Annotated in this window: 19 protein-coding genes; 7 read left to right on the forward strand and 12 right to left on the reverse strand. The window is 63.5% G+C overall.

The annotated features are described in order from the left end of the window. Positions 1 to 111 precede the first annotated feature (111 nt). Entirely contained in the window at positions 112 to 414 is a 303-nt protein-coding gene (locus SO180_RS08235) for a hypothetical protein (RefSeq protein ID WP_449378311.1), read from the forward strand. On the opposite strand, the gene SO180_RS08240 is transcribed toward SO180_RS08235, so the two are convergent. Beyond that, positions 393 to 2,303, reverse strand: coding sequence for a flavin-containing monooxygenase (locus tag SO180_RS08240; protein ID WP_449378312.1), 1,911 nt, complete (start codon positions 2,301 to 2,303; stop codon positions 393 to 395). The genes SO180_RS08235 and SO180_RS08240 overlap by 22 nt on opposite strands. A gap of 223 nt (positions 2,304 to 2,526) precedes the next feature. Here SO180_RS08240 and SO180_RS08245 point away from each other — a divergent pair, with 223 nt between their 5' ends. Continuing rightward, complete coding sequence (locus SO180_RS08245) at positions 2,527 to 2,745, forward strand: hypothetical protein (RefSeq protein ID WP_449378313.1); 219 nt, start codon at positions 2,527 to 2,529, stop codon at positions 2,743 to 2,745. Positions 2,746 to 2,931: 186 nt separating this feature from the next. Further along, positions 2,932 to 3,990, forward strand: coding sequence for a YeiH family protein (locus tag SO180_RS08250; protein WP_449378314.1), 1,059 nt, complete (start codon positions 2,932 to 2,934; stop codon positions 3,988 to 3,990). 139 nt (positions 3,991 to 4,129) lie between these two features. Here the strand turns inward: SO180_RS08250 and SO180_RS08255 are convergent, their stop codons facing one another. The 5 genes from SO180_RS08255 to SO180_RS08275 all read right to left on the reverse strand — a co-directional run bounded on the left by SO180_RS08255 (position 4,130) and on the right by SO180_RS08275 (position 8,866). Beyond that, positions 4,130 to 5,002, reverse strand: a complete 873-nt coding sequence (locus SO180_RS08255; protein ID WP_449378315.1) for an ABC transporter ATP-binding protein — start codon at positions 5,000 to 5,002, stop codon at positions 4,130 to 4,132. After that, entirely contained in the window at positions 4,999 to 5,865 is an 867-nt protein-coding gene (locus SO180_RS08260) for an ABC transporter permease (protein WP_449378396.1), read from the reverse strand. Before SO180_RS08260 ends, SO180_RS08255 begins: the two co-directional genes overlap by 4 nt. Before the next feature lie 38 nt (positions 5,866 to 5,903). After that, positions 5,904 to 7,325, reverse strand: a complete 1,422-nt coding sequence (locus tag SO180_RS08265) for an ABC transporter substrate-binding protein (protein WP_449378316.1) — start codon at positions 7,323 to 7,325, stop codon at positions 5,904 to 5,906. 165 nt (positions 7,326 to 7,490) lie between these two features. Continuing rightward, positions 7,491 to 8,264 carry a Crp/Fnr family transcriptional regulator gene (locus SO180_RS08270; protein WP_449378317.1) on the reverse strand — a complete coding sequence of 258 codons (774 nt, stop codon included), beginning with the start codon at positions 8,262 to 8,264 and terminating at the stop codon, positions 7,491 to 7,493. 296 nt (positions 8,265 to 8,560) lie between these two features. After that, the gene (locus SO180_RS08275; protein WP_449378318.1) at positions 8,561 to 8,866 is read right to left on the reverse strand and encodes a gamma-butyrobetaine hydroxylase-like domain-containing protein; all 306 of its coding nucleotides are present in this window, start codon (positions 8,864 to 8,866) and stop codon (positions 8,561 to 8,563) included. Positions 8,867 to 9,085: 219 nt separating this feature from the next. Between SO180_RS08275 and SO180_RS08280 the strand changes: the two genes are divergently transcribed. The 4 genes from SO180_RS08280 to SO180_RS08295 all read left to right on the forward strand — a co-directional run bounded on the left by SO180_RS08280 (position 9,086) and on the right by SO180_RS08295 (position 12,954). Further along, the gene (locus SO180_RS08280; RefSeq protein ID WP_449378319.1) at positions 9,086 to 9,859 is read left to right on the forward strand and encodes a ferredoxin--NADP reductase; all 774 of its coding nucleotides are present in this window, start codon (positions 9,086 to 9,088) and stop codon (positions 9,857 to 9,859) included. A 104-nt stretch (positions 9,860 to 9,963) separates the two neighbouring features. Continuing rightward, complete coding sequence (locus SO180_RS08285; protein WP_449378320.1) at positions 9,964 to 11,706, forward strand: fumarate reductase/succinate dehydrogenase flavoprotein subunit; 1,743 nt, start codon at positions 9,964 to 9,966, stop codon at positions 11,704 to 11,706. 34 nt (positions 11,707 to 11,740) lie between these two features. Then, positions 11,741 to 11,974: a 4Fe-4S dicluster domain-containing protein gene (locus tag SO180_RS08290; protein WP_008141081.1), complete on the forward strand. Its 234-nt coding sequence runs from the start codon at positions 11,741 to 11,743 to the stop codon at positions 11,972 to 11,974. Positions 11,975 to 11,976: 2 nt separating this feature from the next. Then, the gene (locus SO180_RS08295; RefSeq protein WP_449378321.1) at positions 11,977 to 12,954 is read left to right on the forward strand and encodes a HEAT repeat domain-containing protein; all 978 of its coding nucleotides are present in this window, start codon (positions 11,977 to 11,979) and stop codon (positions 12,952 to 12,954) included. 94 nt (positions 12,955 to 13,048) lie between these two features. Here the strand turns inward: SO180_RS08295 and SO180_RS08300 are convergent, their stop codons facing one another. From SO180_RS08300 to SO180_RS08325, 6 genes are all read right to left on the reverse strand, one after another. Continuing rightward, on the reverse strand, positions 13,049 to 13,675 hold the full coding sequence (locus tag SO180_RS08300) for an FMN-dependent NADH-azoreductase (protein ID WP_449378322.1): 627 nt from the start codon (positions 13,673 to 13,675) through the stop codon (positions 13,049 to 13,051). Positions 13,676 to 13,678: 3 nt separating this feature from the next. Further along, positions 13,679 to 15,247, reverse strand: coding sequence for an isochorismatase family protein (locus SO180_RS08305; protein WP_449378323.1), 1,569 nt, complete (start codon positions 15,245 to 15,247; stop codon positions 13,679 to 13,681). A 73-nt stretch (positions 15,248 to 15,320) separates the two neighbouring features. Continuing rightward, on the reverse strand, positions 15,321 to 16,169 hold the full coding sequence (locus tag SO180_RS08310; RefSeq protein WP_449378324.1) for an MBL fold metallo-hydrolase: 849 nt from the start codon (positions 16,167 to 16,169) through the stop codon (positions 15,321 to 15,323). A 40-nt stretch (positions 16,170 to 16,209) separates the two neighbouring features. Continuing rightward, a complete protein-coding gene (locus SO180_RS08315; RefSeq protein WP_449378325.1) occupies positions 16,210 to 17,094 on the reverse strand; it encodes an amidohydrolase family protein in 885 nt (294 codons plus the stop codon). Further along, complete coding sequence (locus SO180_RS08320; RefSeq protein WP_449378326.1) at positions 17,091 to 18,212, reverse strand: vWA domain-containing protein; 1,122 nt, start codon at positions 18,210 to 18,212, stop codon at positions 17,091 to 17,093. Before SO180_RS08320 ends, SO180_RS08315 begins: the two co-directional genes overlap by 4 nt. Then, the gene (locus SO180_RS08325) at positions 18,209 to 19,090 is read right to left on the reverse strand and encodes an AAA family ATPase (protein WP_449378327.1); all 882 of its coding nucleotides are present in this window, start codon (positions 19,088 to 19,090) and stop codon (positions 18,209 to 18,211) included. The genes SO180_RS08320 and SO180_RS08325 overlap by 4 nt, the downstream gene beginning before the upstream one ends. Positions 19,091 to 19,093 lie beyond the last annotated feature (3 nt).

The raw sequence follows: 19,093 nt of genomic DNA on the forward strand, positions 1-19,093 counted from the left end.
GCGATCACGGATTAGTTCACGTCGTCTCTAAATTTCCTCGAAATGGTCACCTCGGGGTTAGCTTGCTGGCATTGGTAGGCGGGATCCGAATCCTCGTACGGAACAGCCCGAATGCTTGGCATTCTCATCCTCGTCCTGGTTGCCGCGATCTCGTTTGCGGCGGGGTATGTCACCCGCGATCGCATTTCGCGAAAGCGCCGCGTCAGGTATCTGAAATGGGAACCTTACGTTCGACCGAGCCAACGGCCGGCGCAGCCGCCTGCGTTTCTGGTTCGCGCGCCGAAGACTCAGGCACCGCGCATCAGCGCGGTCGACGGCGCCGGTTCGGCGCCGCCTCCCATCTCGCAAGCCCCCGTCGCGCGGCCGCGAGCCGACGCCGAGCGCCGTCAGGTTCATGCTTTCGTCAGGCGGTAGTCGCCGAGATCGGGGTCGTGCGTCATCCGCCAGTAGTCCACGAACCGCCACGGCATCGCAGAGAACACCCGGCCACTTGTGTTGCGGTAGTAGGTGGTCATGCCCGGGTGGGTCCAGATCATCGCCTCGTGCTCGGCATCGACCTTCCGGATGTAATCGTCGTGCACATCCTGGCGGACGTCGATGGCGGCGACACCGTTCTCCATCATCTCGACGAGACAGGCCGAGATGTAGCGGCTCTGGCATTCCGACTGGAAGATCACGCTGCCGCCATGCGCGGGGCCTGAGTTCGGGCCCAGCATGCAGAAGAAGTTCGGGAAGCCGGGGACGGCGAGGCCGAGAAACGCGGTTGGATTGTCGCCTGCCCAGGCGTCGCGGAGATTCCTGCCGTCGCGGCCGGTGATGTCCAGGCGGGCCGCCATCTCCGTGACCTTGAAGCCGGTCGCGACCACCATGATGTCGGCCGGGCGGCTCTCGCCGTCGGATGTCACGATGCCATCGCGATCGACATGATCGATTGCGTCGGTGACCAGCTCGACATTGCCGCGCGTGAGCGTCTTGAACCAGTCGTTGTCGAGCAGGATGCGCTTGCCGTAAGGCGGGTAGGTCGGCACGCATTTGGCGATCAGGTCAGGGCGGTCCTTCAGCTCGGAGAGGATGAAGTCGGTCAATTCCTGACGATGCCGGTCATTGCCCTTGTTGACCGCGCGCTCCGGATGCGGCCAGACGGGATCCTTGCGCAGGAACGGCAACAGCCCGTCGCCATAGCGCCAGAACATGTTGAAGCGGTACCACTGCACATAGAACGGCAGGTGCGCGAGCAGCCAGCGCGCGCCCGATGTGATTGGATCGGAATAGCCCTTCACCGGGCGTGCCCATTGCGCGGAGCGCTGATAGACGGTGACGGAGGCGACGCGGGGCGCGATCGACGGCACGAGCTGCATCGCGGTCGCGCCGGTGCCGATCACCGCGACATGCTTGCGGTCGATATTGATGTCGTTCGACCACAACGCGGAATGGAGGATCCGGCCCTTGAAATCCTCCTCGCCTTTGAAGGAGGCGCGGGAGGGATCGTTGAGCTGGCCTATTGCGCTGACGAGTGCCGTGGACTCTAACGTTTCTTCGCCGCTGCTCGTTCTCAGCGTCGAGATCCAGCGGCGCTTGCTCTCGTCCCATCGCGACGAGGTCAGTTGCGTGTTCAGCCGCAGATGCTTGCGCAGGCCAAATTCGTCCGCGACCTTCTTGAGGTAATCGAGCAACTCCTCGCGCTGGCAGAAATAGCGCGTCCATTCATTACGCGCGCCGAAGGAGTACGAATAGGAATGGTTGGGCGTATCGACGCCGCAGCCGGGATAGCGGTTGATCCACCAGGTGCCGCCGAGCTCGGCGTTCTTCTCAACGATGGTGTAGGGGATGCCGAGATGGCCGAGCGCCACGCCAAGCGCAATGGCGCAGACGCCGGCGCCGACGATCAACACGTGCTGCTGCGCCAATTGCGCGTCGGACGGACGTCTGCTCCAGCGCGCCTCGCGCGGCACAAAGCCCATCTCCTCGCGCATCAGCGGCGCATATTCCGGCGCGACATTCTCGCCGAGGCAGGCACGCATCATCTTCAGAAGCAGCTCCTCGCCGGGATCGGTGATCACTGGCGTTGGATGGCCATCGGCAAAGAGTTGGACCACGGCCGCGCGGATTTCGTCCTGCACGTCCCTCGGCACGCCGGCCTCGGGATCCGGGATGAGACGGATGTCGCGCTTCGGCAAATAGGGAGGGGCGAGCCAGCGCTCGTCGCCGGTCGCGTGAACGAGCACCATCAGGAGGCAGCGAATGTCGCCCTCGGCGATTGCCGAAGCGAGGTCGAGGTGCTGCCCCGGCAGTTCGATGTTCATGAATAGTCCCAAGTCCGGCATAGCGACCAATGCGATCGTCGCACTTTACCGTCGAACCGGGCAGGGGGCTTGGGCCCAGACGCCGCAAAGAAGAAAGCTATCGCCGTAGTCTGCCTTGACGGAAGGAATTTCCCGCACGAGGCCTAAAAAAGCCAATCAGTTCCATTGCCGAAAGAGGCGGAAACGACGATATTTCGTGAGAATTCAGTGGATTGGCCTCGCGATGGAACGCGCAAATTACGAGCCTTTTGGCGAGCGACTGGGCCCGGGAAGGGACGACCGGCCGCAGTCGCGCGCCTCCAAATATCTGCTGTGGGCCGGCACCGGCGTGTTCTGGTCGCTGGTCGGGGCTATCGTGCTCGCCCGCGCGGCCTTCTTCGAGCCGGGCGTTTTTGACGGCTTTAGCCGCGTCGCCTCCCTCGCCAAGGGCCTGATTTTCTAGTCCATCCGAGCAACCGCTCCCTTCTGCCTGCAAGGTGCTCGAACGCCGTCCTTTGGGCCGCAGCTTAACTGCGCGCGCAGGAGAATCGTCTTTAAGGACATTACTTGCTTCCGCTCGCCGGAATCGAAAATATATTGCCCTCTTGCGCCCTCTCGCGCATAAAATCTTCTCCTTCGGGAGATTTGAGTGGCCCAGAACAAAGCATCCTCTCCAGCCGGCGCAAGACCGGTAACCACTGCCGGCCGCATTGTGGCGCTGATTCCAGGCATTCTCCTTTGCATTGGCATTGCCGGCATCTCGGCTGCTCTTGAAGTCACGGAACGGCACGCCTTCGCACATCCCTATGTGGAGGCGCTGGTGATGGCGATCCTGCTCGGCATGGCCGTACGCAGCTTCTGGAAACCTTCCGAGCGCTGGCAGGCGGGTGTCGCGTTCAGCGCCAAGCAGCTCCTCGAAGTCGCGGTGATGCTGCTCGGGGCCTCCATCAGCTTTGCCGCGATCGCCGCGTCCGGCGTGACGCTGCTCGCTTCGATCGCCGCCGTGGTCGTGGTCGCGCTTTGCGTGTCCTTCGGCCTCAGCCGCATGCTCGGCCTGTCCACGCGGCTGTCGATCCTGATCGCCTGCGGCAATTCCATCTGCGGCAACTCGGCGATTGCCGCCGTGGCACCGATCATCGGGGCCAACAATGACGAGATCGCATCCTCGATCTCCTTCACCGCGATCCTCGGCGTGATGATGGTGCTGGGCCTGCCACTGCTCATCCCGCTCCTGCAACTGACGGCGACGCAATATGGCATCCTCGCAGGTCTGACCGTTTACGCCGTGCCGCAGGTGCTCGCGGCCACCGTGCCGGCGGGGCTGGTCAGCACGCAGATCGGAACGCTCGTGAAGCTGATGCGCGTGTTGATGTTGGGACCCGTCGTCGTCGGCCTCTCGCTCGTTGCCTCGCGCCAGCAGGGCGGAGCCAAGAAGACCAGCGTCGGCTTCTTCCGGCTCGTACCCTGGTTCATCCTCGGCTTCCTCGCGCTCGCCACGCTCCGTTCGCTCGAAATCGTTCCCTCAACCGTAGTCGGTCCGGTGACGAAGATCACCACGTTCCTCACCGTCGTCTCCATGGCCGCGCTCGGCCTTGGCGTCGACGTGCGTGTGCTGGCCAACGTCGGGGGACGCGTGACGGCGGCGGTGACGCTGTCGCTGATGCTGCTGCTCGGGATCAGCATCGCGCTGGTACACTGGTTCAAGTGAGGGACACGAAACTGTCGTAGAATGGGCAAAGGCGAGAAAGCGTCGTGCCCACCAATCGGTACGGCATGTGACCAAGATGGTGGGCACGCTTCGCTTTGCCCGCCCTACGAGACTGCCTTCCCCGCTCGAGCGAGGTGAATCAAATCACGTCCGCCAGCGAATGGCCGTGCAGCTCGATGTTAAGCCCTTGCATGCCCAGATCGTTGATCTCGCCGCCCATCGCTTTCAGGCTCTCCTCGCGGATCAGGGACATCAGGCCGCGGCGCAGTGCCAGGAACTCCGAGGACATCATCATCGATTGCTGGCGCGGCCGCTCCAGCGGGATCGGAATCTCCGCCTTGATCGAGCCGGGCCGCGCAGTCATGCAGTAGACGCGGTCGGAGAGAAAGATCGCCTCGTCGATGTCGTGAGTGACGAACAGCACCGAGATCTTCAGCCTCTGCCACATGTTGGTGAGGATCTGCTGCATGATGACGCGCGTCTGTGCATCGAGCGCGCCGAATGGCTCGTCCAGCAACAGCACCTTCGGCCCCGTCGCGAGCGCGCGCACGATGCCGACGCGCTGCTTCATGCCGCCGGAGAGCTTTTCCGGATAGTGCTTCTCGAAAGCCTCGAGGCCCGCGAGCCCAAGCAACGTGCGCGCCGCGCGCTCACGCTGCGAACGCGGCATGCCGCGCATCTTCAGACCGAACTCGACGTTCTCGCGCACCGTCTTCCAGGGAAACAGCGAATATTGCTGAAACACCATGCCACGCTCGGCGCTCGGCCCGCTCACGCGCTGGCCGTCGACCGTGATGGTGCCGGTGGTGGGCTTGAGAAATCCTGCCACCGCGTTCAGGAAGGTCGACTTGCCGCATCCGGAGGGCCCGACGATCGAGACGAACTCGCCCGGCTCGACATGGATATGCGTATTGGTGACGGCCTCCACCGATCCATCGATGGTCTCGTAGCTCAGCGAAAAATTCTTGACCTCGATATGACCCTGCGGGGCGGCGGTCGCGATCTCGCTCATTTCGCCCTCCATGGCATCACCAGTTGTCCGGCGCCGCGGATCAAAAGGCTCGAGCCGAGGCCGAGCACGCCGATCGCGATCATGCCGAGCGCGATGTCGGCATATTGCACCAGCGAATAGGCTTCCCAGGTGAAATAGCCGATGCCGTATTGCCCCGAGATCATCTCGGCCGCAATTAGCGACACCCATGCGACTCCCATGCCGATTGTTAGACCAGTGAAGATATGCGGGAGCGAGGCCGGAAAGTACACGTCGCGGAAGATCGAGCGCTCGCGCGCGCCCAGGCATTGCGCCGCGCGCACCAGCACGGGATCAACCAGCGACATGCCGTGCAGCGTGTTGACCAGGATCGGGAAGAACGAACCGAGGAAGGTGATGAAGACGATGCTCTGCTCGTTGGTCGGCCACAGCATGATCGCCATCGGCACCCAAGCGATCGCCGGGATCGGCCGCAGTACTTCCGCAACCGGGAACACCACCTCATGGACCAGCTTGAAACGGCCCATGATCAGCCCGAGCGGTACGCCGACGATGGCCGCCAGCGAGAAGCCGAAGAAGATGCGCCGGCAGCTCAAGAGGATGTGCAACAGGAATTTGGGATCGTGGATTGCCTTGGTGAAGCTCGCGTAGACCGCAAGCGGCGAGGGCACGTTGGTGAAGCGCACGAAGAAGACGACGCGGTAGGTCGTGAGCAGATGCCAGACGAGCAGGAAGGCGGCGAGCGAGATCACGCCGATTGCGGTCGCACGCAACCTGTCCTGGTTGAGCCGGTACCAGCGCCCTGCCAGGGCGCCGAATGAGGATGGCGCGGAGGGCGGCGTCGTGACGGATGCGGGCTCGGTGACGGCTGCGGCTGCCGGCATGGCGTCCTCCTGATGGCGCAGGATGGCGGGACAGCTGCTCACGTCTTGCCTCCGGCGACCGCCGATTTCACGGCATCATCGAAGCCGAGCACCTTGCCGTTGATCTTGGCCGCATAGGCTTCCGCGTCCTTCTTCAGGAGAAACGGAGCCACATCGCCGTCACCGACCGCGTAGAAAGCCTGGTCGGCGAACAGCTTGATGCCGCGGGTGGTGTCGAAGACATAGGCGACGTTGATTTTCTTGCCCTTGGCCTTGAAATCGGCATAGGCGCCGAGCGTGCAGGCCGCGCTCGCGAACGGCAGGATGCCGGCCTCATCCACCCAGACCTCGCCGGCCTTGCGCGGATCTAAGATCGGCTTCCTGCAGAAGCTGTCCTCGCCGGAGATCTCGTAGTTCGTGGTGCTTGCGAGTTGCGCGTCATAATCGAGCTTCATCTCGGCATAGGCCTTGCGGATGTAGCTATCGTCGACCCACTTCTTCGGATCGAACTCCTTCATGCGGCCAAGGTTTTGCAGCACCTTGACATCTGTGGTCGCAGCCTCGATCAGCGCCGGCTTGATCGTGGGATCGGTGGTCATGTTGCCGCTCGGCCCCAAGAAGATGTAGACGACTTCCCTGCTGATGCCGGTCCACTCCTGGATCTTCTCGGCCGCAAGCTTGGGATTGTCGCGCAGCCACTGGTTGGCGGCGATGATCGCCTTCATGTAGGCGACGACGACCTCCGGATATTTCTCGGCGAAGTCGGTGCGGACGACGATGCCGTGGAAGGTCGGCAAATTGGTCTCGACGCCATCAAAGATCTTGCGCGCGAAGCCGCGGAACGGCAGCAACTCGGCGAAGGGAACAAAGTCGGCATGGGCGTCGATCTTCTTTTCCTGGAGATTGGTCGAGCCGACCTCCGGGCTTTGACTCACGAGCTGGAAGAAGTCGGGCGCATAGCCGCGGTCCTGCATCGCCTTCAGCACCATGCCGTGCGCGGCGGATCCGAAGGGCACGCTGACGAGCTTGCCCTTGAGATCGGCGAGATCGTAATAGGGCGAATCCTTGTGAACGACGATGCCGTTGCCGGAGCCGGAGAGGCTGTAGGCGGCAACGCCGATCAGCCGGCTCTTGCTTTCAGGATTGCTCTCGAAGGTGAAGCCGTTCACGATCAGTGGATAGTCGCCCATCATGCCGATCTGAAGCTTGTTCGCCATCATCGCGTTGGTGACGGGCGGGCCGGACGTGAAATTCTGCCATTCCAGCTCGAACTTGATGTTGGCGTATTTGCCGTCGGTCGGCAGATATTTTTCGAGGAGATGAAGCTGCCGGATGACGACGCCAGCGGTGACCGTATTGGTCGTGGTGTCCTGCGTGCCAATACCGAGGGTGACTGTCTCCGCCCTCGCGGGCTGCACCAGCAGGAGCGCCAGCGAAGTCACCGACATCGCGATCGAGAGCCTGGGAAGATGGCGGACCATTCTCATCCTCATTCGGTTGGATGTGCTGTGGTTGCCATGATTGGGCGAGGGGGCGGGCAGGGCAAATCCGGATTTAGCGCCGCAGTCGATTAGTTGCCGGGAAAGAGCGGTTGCATACTCCTTGGGCAGTTTTGCAGTTGAAAGCCAATTGCATGTGCATCGGTCTTAATCGGACGTCTGCCCGCGCATGTCCTCCAGGATGTCGGGGCGACAGACCACGATCTGCGAACGCTTCGTCTGAACGATTCCCTTCTCCTGCATGCGCTTCAGGCTGATCGTGACCCATTGCCGGGTCGCGCCGACCATGTGGGCGATGTCGGCATGGGTGAACGCGGCCGCGATCACCCGGCCGTCGGCGTCTTCCACGCCATAGAGCTCGACGAGGTGAAGCAAGAGATGCGCAAGGCGCTGGGTGATCGAGCGCGTTCCCAGCATCTGCGCCAGCGCCGAATAGCATTTGCCCTTGAAGGTCAGGCCTTCGATCAGGCCGATGGCGAGGTTGGGGATTTCAGCGGCCAGCGTTCGCAGCTCTTTTCCAGGAAGGTGCACGACGCTGCAATTGCTGGACGCAACGCCCGACCATTGATGCACGGTGCCTTCGAATACTTCGGGCCCGCCGACGAAATTGCCGACATGCCAGTAGGCGAGGGTGATCTCGCGGCCGAGCGGCGAGGTGTAGAAGACGCGGATGCGACCGCTCTCGATCAGCCAGATGCCATCATGCTTGCCGCCCTGGCTGAACAGCGTCTGGCCGCGGTTGAGCACCTTGCGGCGTCCCTGCTTCAGCACCAGTTCCCGCTCGCGCGGGTTCAGCTTGTCCATCAGCGGCGGCGGTCCGCCGATCCACTGCTGGTTCTCGGTGAGCAGCAGCGAGGAGCTTCCGGCAGGCCGGACCGTTGCGGGAACGGTCCCGCGAACCGCATTGGCCGCCTGCAACATCACCTGCCTCCGGATTGTTCAAACCGTTCTAAAGAGGAGCAATGTCCGTGCCAGACGGGAGAGGAAGGGGCGTTCCCACAAAATCTCGAAAACAACCCCATGCAAAGTAGCGCGGCAGCCTGGGGAGACGGTTCCGGGGCGTGCGCTTCGCGTGCGAACGGAGCTTGGGTGGGCGATCCAGTATTCTTGAGGCAGCAAAGGGTACGGATGGGCCGCGGCGTACTGGATTCCCTGCTTTCGCGGGGAATGACAGCGGAATATGTGGTCAGCGTTCACCCATCCTCGACGGAGCGTGATTAACGCTCGGCCAAATTCAGCAAATACGGCTTGGGGTAAATCCCGCGGTTGTGGCCGTCCGAGAACGAGATGTTCAGCCCGTAACCGAGGTCGCCGATCTCGGTGATGGCGATCCCCGGAAAGGCCTGGGGGAAGCGGCCGTCGAAGCGGGCGCGTGTGCAATGGGCGCATTTGCAGGAGAGGCGCAGCAGTTCGGCGGCGAGCGTGACCTCGCCGTCGCGCGTGGTGCGCACGACGAGCGTCGCACGATCGGCGCTTATTGCGTAGTCGGTCACTGTTGGCGCGGCCAGTGCAGTCATGGTCATGGCAAGTCTCCAGTCTGCTTCTAGCCAGCAAAGAATGCGTCGCGATAGCAACTAATTGCCGAGCGGACGTGACAGTCCCGAGGACAGCGTGGCTGCCTCCTCCTCGGTCATTGTCCGCGAAATGTGAAACTAATCGACCGGGAATGGCAGTTCGCCGTTGCGGGAATAGCTCCTCTCCGAAACTTTCCGCAGCATCGGGCAAGCAAGGAGAGACGAACGATGAGCGCTTTTCAGAAGGAGACGGTCCTCTCGGTCAGGCACTGGACCGAATCCCTGTTCAGCTTCACCGCGACACGCGATCCCGGCTTCCGCTTCCAGAACGGCCAGTTCGCCATGATTGGGCTCGAGGTCGACGGTCGGCCGCTGATGCGCGCCTACAGTATGGCAAGCGCCAATCACGAGGAGACGCTCGAGTTCTTCTCGATCAAGGTGCCCGACGGTCCGCTCACGTCGCGGCTCCAGAGGATCAGGGAAGGCGACATCATCCTGGTCGGTCGCAAGCCCACGGGTACCCTGATCACCGGCAATCTCATTCCGGGAAGGCGGCTGCTCCTGCTGTCCACCGGCACCGGGCTTGCGCCCTTCGCAAGCCTGATCAAGGACCCCGAAGTCTACGAGAATTACGAGACCATCGTGCTCGCCCATGGCTGCCGCCAGGTTTCCGAACTCGCCTATGGCGAGCACCTGGTCGACAGCCTGCAGGCCCGCGAATTCTTCGGTCCCCTGATCAGGGACAAGCTGATCTATTACCCGACTGTCACGCGCGAGCCGTTCCGCAATCGCGGTCGCCTCACCGACCTGATTGCGTCGAACCAACTCTTTGAGGATATCGGCCAGTCTGGTCTCGATCGCGACACGGATCGCATCATGCTGTGCGGCAGCCCGGCGATGCTGGAAGAGCTCCACGTGATGTTCAGGGATCGCGGCTTTGCCGAAGGCAGTCACAACCAGCCCGGCCACTTCGTGATCGAGAAGGCGTTCGTGGAGCGGTGAGGGGCAAATCTCTCCCCGACGACAACTAATTGCTATCGCCGGGACCCCCATCTGAACAATCTGATGTAAAGGCGCCGGACCTGCCGGCGAACCAGGAGCAAGCGATGGCACTAGATCAGATCGTCGACGGACTTTCGGAGGTTTCCTGCGATGTGCTGGTCATCGGCGGCGGCACGGCCGGCCCGATGGCGGCGCTGAAGGCGAAGCTCAAGAATCCGAAGGCCAATGTCGTCCTGCTCGAAAAGGCCAACGTGAAGCGCTCCGGCGCAATCTCGATGGGCATGGACGGGCTGAACAACGCCGTCATCCCCGGCCATGCGACGCCGGAGCAGTACACCAAGGAGATCACCATTGCGAACGACGGCATCGTCGATCAGAAGGCGGTCTATAAATACGCGCAGAGCTGTTACAAAATCATCGAGGAGCTCGACAGTTTCGGCATCCGGTTCCTGAAGAATGAGAACGGCGACTACGCCGTCAAGAAGGTGCACCACATCGGCACCTACGTGCTGCCGATGCCAAATGGCGAGACCGTGAAGAAGGCGCTGTACCGCCAGCTCCGCCGTGCCCGTATCCTGATTTCCAATCGCTACATGGCGACGCGATTGCTGAAGTCCGCCGACGGCCGCGTTGCCGGTGCGATAAGCGTCAACACGCGCACCGCCGAAATGCTCGTGATCAAGGCCAAGGCGGTGATCCTGTGCATGGGCGCCGCCGGTCGGCTCGGCCTTCCGACATCAGGCTACTTGTTCGGCACCTACGAGAACGCCGCTAATTCCGGCGACGGCTACGCCATGGCCTATCACGCTGGCGCGGCGCTCGCGAACCTCGAATGCTTCCAGATCAATCCGCTGATCAAGGACTATAACGGACCGGCCTGCGCCTATGTCGCCGGCCCGTTCGGCGCCTACACAGCCAACAATGAGGGCTCCCGTTTCATCGAATGCGATTACTGGTCCGGCCAGATGATGCTGGAGTTCTACAACGAGCTGCTGTCCGGCAAAGGTCCGGTATTCCTCCAACTCAAGCATCTCCATCCCGACACCATCTCGGAGATCGAATCCACGCTGCACAAGGTGGAGCGGCCGACGCGCGGCCTGTTCCAGCAGGGACGCGGCGTCGACTATCGTAGCGAGTCCATCGAGATGCACATCTCCGAGATCGGCTTCTGCTCCGGCCACAGTGCCTCTGGCGTGTTCGTCGACGACAATGCTCGCACCACCGTGCCGGGGCTTTATGCCGCCGGCGACATGGCGAGCGTGCCGCACAACTACATGCTGGGCGCATTCACCAACGGTTCGGTCGCCGGCATCGACGCGATGGAGTTCGCCGACAGCCACGACTTTGCGGAGTTCGATGCGAGCGAGGTGGCGAAGGAGCGCGAGCGGGTGATGGCGCCGACCACGCGCGAGGACGGCATTCCGCCGAACCAGATCGAGTACAAGACGCGGCGTCTCGTGAACGACTATCTCCAGCCGCCCAAGGTCACCCGCAAATACGAGCTCGGCATGCGCCGCCTCGCCGAGGTACGCGAGGACATGCAGGAGCGCATGATCGCCCGCAACGCGCATGAATTGCTCCGCGCGCTGGAGGTGCAGTCGATCATGGATTGCGCGGATATGGCGGCCCACGCCTCGCTCTACCGCGAGGAGAGCCGCTGGGGCCTGTACCACTGGCGCACGGACTTCCCGGAGAAGGACAACGAGAACTGGTTCTGCCACACGCTACTGTCTAAGCAGAACGGCAAGATGACCAGCGAGAAGCGTGCCGTCGAGCCCTATGTCGTGCCGATCGCCGACGAGGAGAAGGACCTCTACGACAAGCAGCGCATCCGGGCGAGCGCCTGAGCCGCCGAACAGCAACGCAACAGGAGATTTGACGATGCCTCTCGCTTCCTATCAGACCTCGGTCCCGGTGGTGGTCGACGACGCCAAATGCATTGCGGACAAGGGCTGCACGGTGTGCGTCGACGTCTGCCCGCTCGACGTGCTGCGTATCAGCGACATGACCGGCAAGGCCTACATGGCCTATGACGAGTGCTGGTACTGCATGCCCTGCGAGGCGGATTGCCCGACCGGCGCCGTTACCGTCAATATTCCCTATCTCCTGAGGTGAGCATGTCGAGCCCGTTCGAATCCTACGACGACCTCGACGACGCCGACGAGCGGCTTCAGGCCGCGGACCCCGCGGAACGCCGCGTCGCCATCATCGCGCTCGGTCATTCCGGGGATCCCGCCGCGGTCGGCCATCTCGCCAACATGGTGTCCGATCCCGATGCCGGCGTACGCCAGCAGGTCGCGATGGCGCTCGGCGAATTCGACGGGCCGGAGGCGGCGAGTGCACTCGTCAAGCTACTGGTCGACCCTGAAAGAATCGTCGCGTCGGCCGCGGCCGACAGCATGGCCGAGTTCAAGGACCCGGCCTGCGCCGACATCATCCTGCCGCTGGTGAGGCATTCCCACGCCTTCGTCCGCATGGGCGCGCTGCGTGCGCTGAAGGAGTTGCGTCGCAAGGACACGCTGAAGCCCGCGCTGGAAGCGCTCCAGGATGCTGATGCTGCCGTGCGCGTGCAGGCGATCGGCGTCATCGGCTTCCTGAAGCTCGAAGAATCGATTCCGGCACTGACCGCGCTGATCCACGATCCCGATGCCCATGTACGACGCGCCGCGGTAAGTGCGCTGGCGTTTTCGCAGATGAAACCGGCGGCCGAGACGATCATTCGCGCGCTGAAGGACGCCGACTGGATGGTCCGCGAGATGGCTGCCGACACCCTGGGTCTCAACGTCAACGGTTCACTCGCCGCCGATCAGCTCATCGCCGCGCTTGCCGACGATTTCTGGCAGGTGCGGCTGAGAGCGATCCGCAGCCTCGGCAAGATGAAGATCGAGCGCGCCGTGCGTCCGATCGGCAATTGCGTCAACCACGAGCAGGCGAATCTGCGCAAGGAAGCAGCGGCCGCACTCGGCGAGATCGCCGATCCCGAAGGGGAGGCGTACCTCGCCGTGATCGCCAACGATCCCGATCCCGACGTACGCAAGAACGCGCGCTGGGCGCTCCAGCAGATCGCGGCGAAGAAGGCGAGAGCCGGCTCGTAAGCATGGGCGTCTTCGATTCACCTCTCCCTACGGGAGAGGTGAACCTCAGTGTCCGGTTTAGTCAATTCTCGCGGCGCTGCAGCTAGAAATGACGTCAAAACCGCTTCGCCAGGTCGGCGAGGCGGCGATGGGCGCCATCGCGGGCGGCGCGGATCGGCTCGGCGGGGCCGGCCGTCGGGCCGATCGGCACGAAGCGCACGTCGTTCACGCCGATGAAGCGCAAGGCCTCGCGCAAATAGGGCGTTGCCATGTCGAGGCGGCCGCGGTTCATCCCGGTCGCATAATCGCTGCCACTCGCCAGGATGACCAGAGTCGGGCGGTCCTTGAGCAGAGGAAAATAGCCCTGCAACGGATCGAAGCGGAACGTCAGCCCCGGCTGGATGATGACGTCGAACCATTGCTTCAGCTTGTAGGGGATGCCGAAATTCCACATCGGCGTCGAGATCAGTACGCGGTCGGCGAGCGAGAAGCGTAACGCCATCCGCTCGGCTTCGGCAAAGCTGTCCCGCTGTGCATCGTTAAAGGCCTGTGCCTTCATGCGCGCATACTTCGCCTCGACGATGGGGCCGACGAACTCCGGCATGCGCTCGCGCCAGAGATCCATTACGTCGACGTCCCAGTCCGGGTGCGCCTGACGAAACCCGTCAAGGAAGACGCGCGCCCCCGCGCTCGACTCGGAGTCGGCGCGCGGCGAGCAGGACAGATGCAGGAGCTTTGCCACTGCTCATCCCAGCGCTCTGATAACGGTCTCGGCCTTGGTGACGACTGCCACGTTCTGCATGGCGAAGTTGACTGAAGCATTGTGCCAGTCGGCGTTCATGGTCGAGCAGCAGTCCTCCGGCACGATCATGAAATAGCCCTTGTCGGCACCGGTTCGCGCGGTGTGCTCGACGGACATGTTGGTCCAGGCGCCGGTGTTGATGATCATGTCACGCCCTGTCGCCTTGAGGATGGTCTCGAGCTTGGTGCCCTCCCAAGCACTCATGCGCATCTTCTCGACCACGAAATCACCGGGCCGCGGCTCGAGGCCGGAGACGGGCGCCGCGCCCCAGCTCCCGCGCACCATCGCTTTGCTGTCGACCAGCCCCTCGAACAATGGCGCGTTCAGCGTGACGCCGGGCGCACCCGGCTCGACCACGAACCAGATATGGATGATGGCAACGCCGCGCCCGCGTGCTGCTTCCGCCAGCCGGCGCACGTTTTCGATCACGTTCTGCTGACGCGCGTGCACGGGGGCGCCGGACTCGGCAAAGGCGCCACCATCCATGACGACGTCGTTCTGAAGATCCTGGATGATCATGGCGCAGCGCTGCGGATCGAGCCGCAGCTCGCCGCTGGTGAGGATCGGTGCTGCTGCCGAAGAGCTGGCACCCGCGCCGCCAGGCTTGCCGCTCATATAAGGCTCGTGCCGCGGCCCCGTTCGGGTCGGGATCGCGTAGACCGAATGAGTTGCGGTGAGATAGAGCGTGCGGAAATCCGGGCCGCCCCAGGCGAGATTGGCCACGAGCTCGGGCACCCGCACCTTGCCGAGCAACTCGCCGCGCGGCGAATAGACCCAGACGCCGCCGGGCGCGGTGACCCAGACATTGCCGTGCTGGTCGCACTTCATGCCATCGGGCAGGCCCGGCTCGAGCTCCGACTTGATGCCGCCTGCGAACACGCGCGCGTTCGACAGGGGGCCGTCTGCGTTGACATCGAACACGCGGATCAGGGCCTGCACGGTGTCATTGACGTAGAGCAGCTTCTCGTCAGGTGAGAAGCAGAGTCCATTCGGCTGATCGAACAGATTGCGCTCGACCACGAGCTGCGGCTCGCCGCCCGGCATGACACGATAGACGCCCTGGAAGCCGAGCTGCCGCGGCCGCTCGACGCCATAGACGGGCATACGTCCATACCAGGGGTCGCTGAAATAGATCGCTCCGGAGGAGTGCACGCAGACGTCGTTGGGGCTGTTGAGCTCCTGGCCCTGAAAATGGGAGGCCAGGACCTCGCGCCGTCCGTCGGCTCGTTCGCGGATCAGCGACGAGGTCGCGTGCTCGCAAACGATCAGGTTCAGCTCGGCATCATAGGTCATGCCGTTGCATTTGTTGGCGGGGCGCTTGACCTCGACGACACCGCGCCGCGCATCCCAGCGCCGGCGCACGTCGCCCGGCATGTCCGAAAACAGCAGGAAGTGATCGGCCGGATGCCAGATCGGTCCTTCCGTGAAATCGAAGCCGGTGCCGACTTGTGCCACCGGCGCGTAGGGGTCGATCAGGTTCTCGAATTCACTTCGCAAGGTGACGTGGGTCATCGGTCAATCCTCAAAGCATGATCCGGAAAAGTGCGAAGCGGTTTTCCGAAAAGATCATGCGCTACTAAGACCATCAGGCGGGGAACCAGTTACGCTGCGGCACCGACTGCACGATCGGTCCGGGCACTTGGTCATGCAGCCGTCCCACGACATTGCCGCCCTCGATCTTGGCGGGGCGGTCGTGCACTGGCAGCAGGTAGCGCGAATTGCTGAGCAGCTTCTTGATGGCCGCCTTCTCGGCGCGCTTGGTCGTGCCGTGATTGCCGGTCGTGCGGGGCTCCCAGTCGTGGATTTCGTGGAAAGGCGTGACGATCTGGTCGTTGAAATCGTAGATCACGTCGCCGCAGATGGTCGCGATGCCGTCGGCTGTGTGGACGATGATGTTCATCGAGCCTTCCGTGTGCGCGTTCGCAGCGTCGCAATAGACGCCGGGCATCAGCTCGATGGGACCGGTAATCTCGAGGTCGAGGAAGCGCAGCGCGCTCTTGGTGTGCAGACGGTCGATCAGATGCTTGATGTCGGGCGCGGGATATTGCGGGTGCATCAGGCCGGAGACCGAATATTCGAGCTCACGGCGGTTGACGACGACCGTCGTGTTCATAGGGAACAAATCGTCCTTGCCGGCGTGATCGATGTGCAGATGGGTGTGGCAGACGAAGCGGACGTCGCCCATGCGCACGCCATGTCGGGCAAGCTGATTCTCGATCATGTGCTCGTGGTACTGCAAGCCACGCATTCCCAGCGTTTCCATGATCTGGTTGGAGCGGTAGCCGGTGTCGACGACGACCGGGTAGGGGCCGCCGAGGATCAGGAAGCCGAGGGTGAGGACGCGGCGGGTGCGGCCGCAGTCGCGGCCCAGAACCAGAAAGCTCGATTCCAGCTCGATATCGCCATAGTCCAGGATCTTGATCTCCAGCGGCATTCTTTCCCCTCCCTGTCTCTGTTCGTGTGTTGCCCCTGCGCTACAGCCGATAGACGCGCATGGCGGTCATTCCAAAGATTGCCTCGCGTTGCGCGGTGCTCAGCGGTGCCGCGGCAGTGCGGAAGGCGTCGATCAACTCGCTATAGCTGGTCCACAATTTCTCGATCGGGAAATTCGATCCGAACAGGCAACGCTCGGCGCCGAAAGCCGCAACCGTGTCGGACAGCACCGCCGCGATGTGCGCGGGATCATTGCGATGGATGAAGGTGCCGAGCCCCGATAGCTTCGTCACCACGTTCGGACACGCGGCGAGGCGAGCCATTCCAGCGCGCCAGGCTGCGCGGCCCGCCGGCGAAAGATCCTCCAGCATGCCGGCGTGCTGAAGGATGAAAGTCACCTTCGGGCAAACCTCGACGAGGTTGGCTGCATCCGGCATTTGCGGCGTGAACACCTGAAGATCGAAGCTCCAGTCATAGTCAGCGAGGTATCCGATGTTGCGGCGGATCGTGGGGTCGAGACAGAGATCAGGCCGGACCGCAAAGCGGTAAAGCGGGTTATCATGCCAGTGCAGCTGCATGCGCACGCCGCGCACCAGCGGATAGCGCTTCAGGCGGTCAAGCTGCGGGCGGACTTCGTCGGCGGCGAAGTTGGCATAGGCGACGATGGCATGCGGCCAGCCGTGCTCATCGGCGGTCTGCTGCACCCAGGCAGTCTCGTCCTCAAAACGATCATTGGCCCAGTTGGTCTGAACGTAGACCGAGTGGGTGACGCCGGTGCCTTTGAGATCCTCGAGATATTCGTGAATCGGATAGTCGCGCCGGATCGGTTCGTACGGCCCGAAGATGCGGGGCTGCATGGGGCCGATCAGCCAGGGCAGATCGGCCTGGCGCCAGATGTGATGATGGCCGTCGACGATATCGGTCACGCGACTCTCCTTCGTCCCAGCGCCAGCACGTGCGCGACGATCGACGCGCTCGATCCACCGTCCACGAGATCATCGACGAAGGGCTCGATGGCGACCAGTGCTTCGGTCCGCGGGCGAAAGCCGGGGCTTGTCGCGAGGGGCGTCAGCCAGCTCACCCGCCAGGCACGCCGCGACAATCTTGCGACCGCGTCGCGCAAGCTATCGGGTTTGCCACGCTCCAGGCCGTCAGAAACGACGACCACCACCGCACCACGCGCATAGCCGCCGAAGCGCGGCACGGCAAGGAAGGCTTGCAGCGCGTCGCCGATGCGGGTGCCGCCGTCCCAATCGCTCACGAGATGCGCGGCGGCATTGAGCGCCTGCTCACGGCGCTTGACGCGTAGCGCACGGGTAACGCGGGTGAGGCGCGTGCCGAAGGTAAAAACCTCGATAGTGGGCGCGGCCTGCACCAGCGCGTGCGCGAGCTTCATGTTCTCCTCGGTACGGGCCTTCATCGAGCCGGAGACGTCGATCAGCAGCAAGAATTTTCGCGGTCGCTGCCGTCGCTTGAGGTGTCCGAGCCGCAAAATCTCGCCATCGCTGCGGACGGTGTCGCGCAAGGTTCGGCGCAAATCGGCGAAGGGACCGTGGCGCGCGCGCATGCGGCGATGGCCGCGCCGCTTGGGCAGGCGCCGCGGAGCCTCGCGCGCCAGGCGGCGCAGTGCATCGCTGCTTGATGTGACGGCGAACCGTCGTTCGACCAGAGCCTCGGCGCGCGTGGCTGTCAGCCCGGATTCGCTGGCTTCATCAGACAGCAGCGGGTCCTCGTCGCCGCGGCCTTCCTCTTGCAGCCGGACGGTCTCGTCGTCCTCACCCTCGTCGGTCCGCTCGATCACTTCGCTGCCGCGGAAGTGCAAATCGAACAGCCGGTCGAAGGTGGCGCGGCGTTCAGGCGGCGGGGCCAGCGTTGCGAGGGCAGCCTGCCGGATGTCGCCGAGGCTGCGCGGGCCGAGCAGCTCGATCGCGGCGAGGAAGGACGTGGTCTGTTCCGGCGCGACGGCGAAACCGTTGGCGCGCAGAAGCGCCACGAAGGAGATGAAGACGCGCACCGCGCGCGGCAACTGCAGTTCGGTGCTCATGCGGAAGCCTCCGCAAGCAAGGCGTCAAGTCGTGGCGAGATGAAGTGCAGGTCTTCCTCGTCCTTGAGCGCAACGCCGATCGCGCGCTTGAATGCATCCGGCCAGCGCGCGCCGCCCTTTTGAAGGAGGGTTGCGGCCTCGGCCCAGTCGACGGCCTCGGCGATCCCTGGCGCCTTGCTCAGCGGCTCGCGCCGGAGCTTGCCGACAGCGGCAACCACCGCGCGGGCCGTTGCCTCGGCGACGCTGGAGGCCCGCATCATCACGATGCGCGCCTCGCGCTCGGCGGTGGGATAGTCGATCCAGTGGTAGACGCAGCGTCGGCGCAAGGCTTCATGCAGGTCGCGTGTGCGGTTCGAGGTCAGCACCACGACGGGCCGCTCGGCCGCGCGCACCGTGCCGCGCTCGGGAATGGAGATTTGGAAGTCGGACAGGAATTCGAGCAGGAACGCCTCGAACTCCTGGTCGGCACGATCGATTTCGTCGATCAGCAGCACGGTGGAATCCGGCGCGCGCAGCGCGGCGAGCATCGGACGCTCGATCAAAAACGTCTCGCCATAGATGTCGATGCTCTCGTCGCCGGCCTGGCGGATCGCCAGCATCTGGCGCGGATAGTTCCACTCGTAGAGCGCGGCGGACGCGTCGATGCCCTCGTAGCATTGCAGGCGGATCAGCCGACGGCCGAGCACGGCGGCGATCGCCTTCGCCGCCTCGGTCTTGCCGACACCCGGCGCGCCTTCGAGCAGCAGCGGCTTGCCGAGCGCGAGGCCCAGATAGGCCGCGGTCGCGAGCCCCTCGTCGGCGAGGTAATAGGCCGCGCGCAATGCCTTCTCCAGCGCCTCCGGGCCATCGATGCCGACGATGTTGCTGCGAACGGCCATTGC

This window comes from Bradyrhizobium sp. UFLA05-112 (assembly GCF_053572325.1).

Coding starts and splice junctions, on each gene's coding strand:
- SO180_RS08285 (WP_449378320.1), top strand. CDS start 9,964: ATGGCACTAGATCAGATCGTCGACGGACTTTCGGAGGTTTCCTGCGAT.
- SO180_RS08280 (WP_449378319.1), top strand. CDS start 9,086: ATGAGCGCTTTTCAGAAGGAGACGGTCCTCTCGGTCAGGCACTGGACC.
- SO180_RS08325 (WP_449378327.1), bottom strand. CDS start 19,090: ATGGCCGTTCGCAGCAACATCGTCGGCATCGATGGCCCGGAGGCGCTG.
- SO180_RS08295 (WP_449378321.1), top strand. CDS start 11,977: ATGTCGAGCCCGTTCGAATCCTACGACGACCTCGACGACGCCGACGAG.
- SO180_RS08290 (WP_008141081.1), top strand. CDS start 11,741: ATGCCTCTCGCTTCCTATCAGACCTCGGTCCCGGTGGTGGTCGACGAC.
- SO180_RS08320 (WP_449378326.1), bottom strand. CDS start 18,212: ATGAGCACCGAACTGCAGTTGCCGCGCGCGGTGCGCGTCTTCATCTCC.
- SO180_RS08310 (WP_449378324.1), bottom strand. CDS start 16,169: ATGCCGCTGGAGATCAAGATCCTGGACTATGGCGATATCGAGCTGGAA.
- SO180_RS08245 (WP_449378313.1), top strand. CDS start 2,527: ATGGAACGCGCAAATTACGAGCCTTTTGGCGAGCGACTGGGCCCGGGA.
- SO180_RS08265 (WP_449378316.1), bottom strand. CDS start 7,325: ATGGTCCGCCATCTTCCCAGGCTCTCGATCGCGATGTCGGTGACTTCG.
- SO180_RS08270 (WP_449378317.1), bottom strand. CDS start 8,264: ATGTTGCAGGCGGCCAATGCGGTTCGCGGGACCGTTCCCGCAACGGTC.
- SO180_RS08275 (WP_449378318.1), bottom strand. CDS start 8,866: ATGACCATGACTGCACTGGCCGCGCCAACAGTGACCGACTACGCAATA.
- SO180_RS08305 (WP_449378323.1), bottom strand. CDS start 15,247: ATGACCCACGTCACCTTGCGAAGTGAATTCGAGAACCTGATCGACCCC.
- SO180_RS08240 (WP_449378312.1), bottom strand. CDS start 2,303: ATGAACATCGAACTGCCGGGGCAGCACCTCGACCTCGCTTCGGCAATC.
- SO180_RS08260 (WP_449378396.1), bottom strand. CDS start 5,865: ATGCCGGCAGCCGCAGCCGTCACCGAGCCCGCATCCGTCACGACGCCG.
- SO180_RS08255 (WP_449378315.1), bottom strand. CDS start 5,002: ATGAGCGAGATCGCGACCGCCGCCCCGCAGGGTCATATCGAGGTCAAG.
- SO180_RS08235 (WP_449378311.1), top strand. CDS start 112: ATGCTTGGCATTCTCATCCTCGTCCTGGTTGCCGCGATCTCGTTTGCG.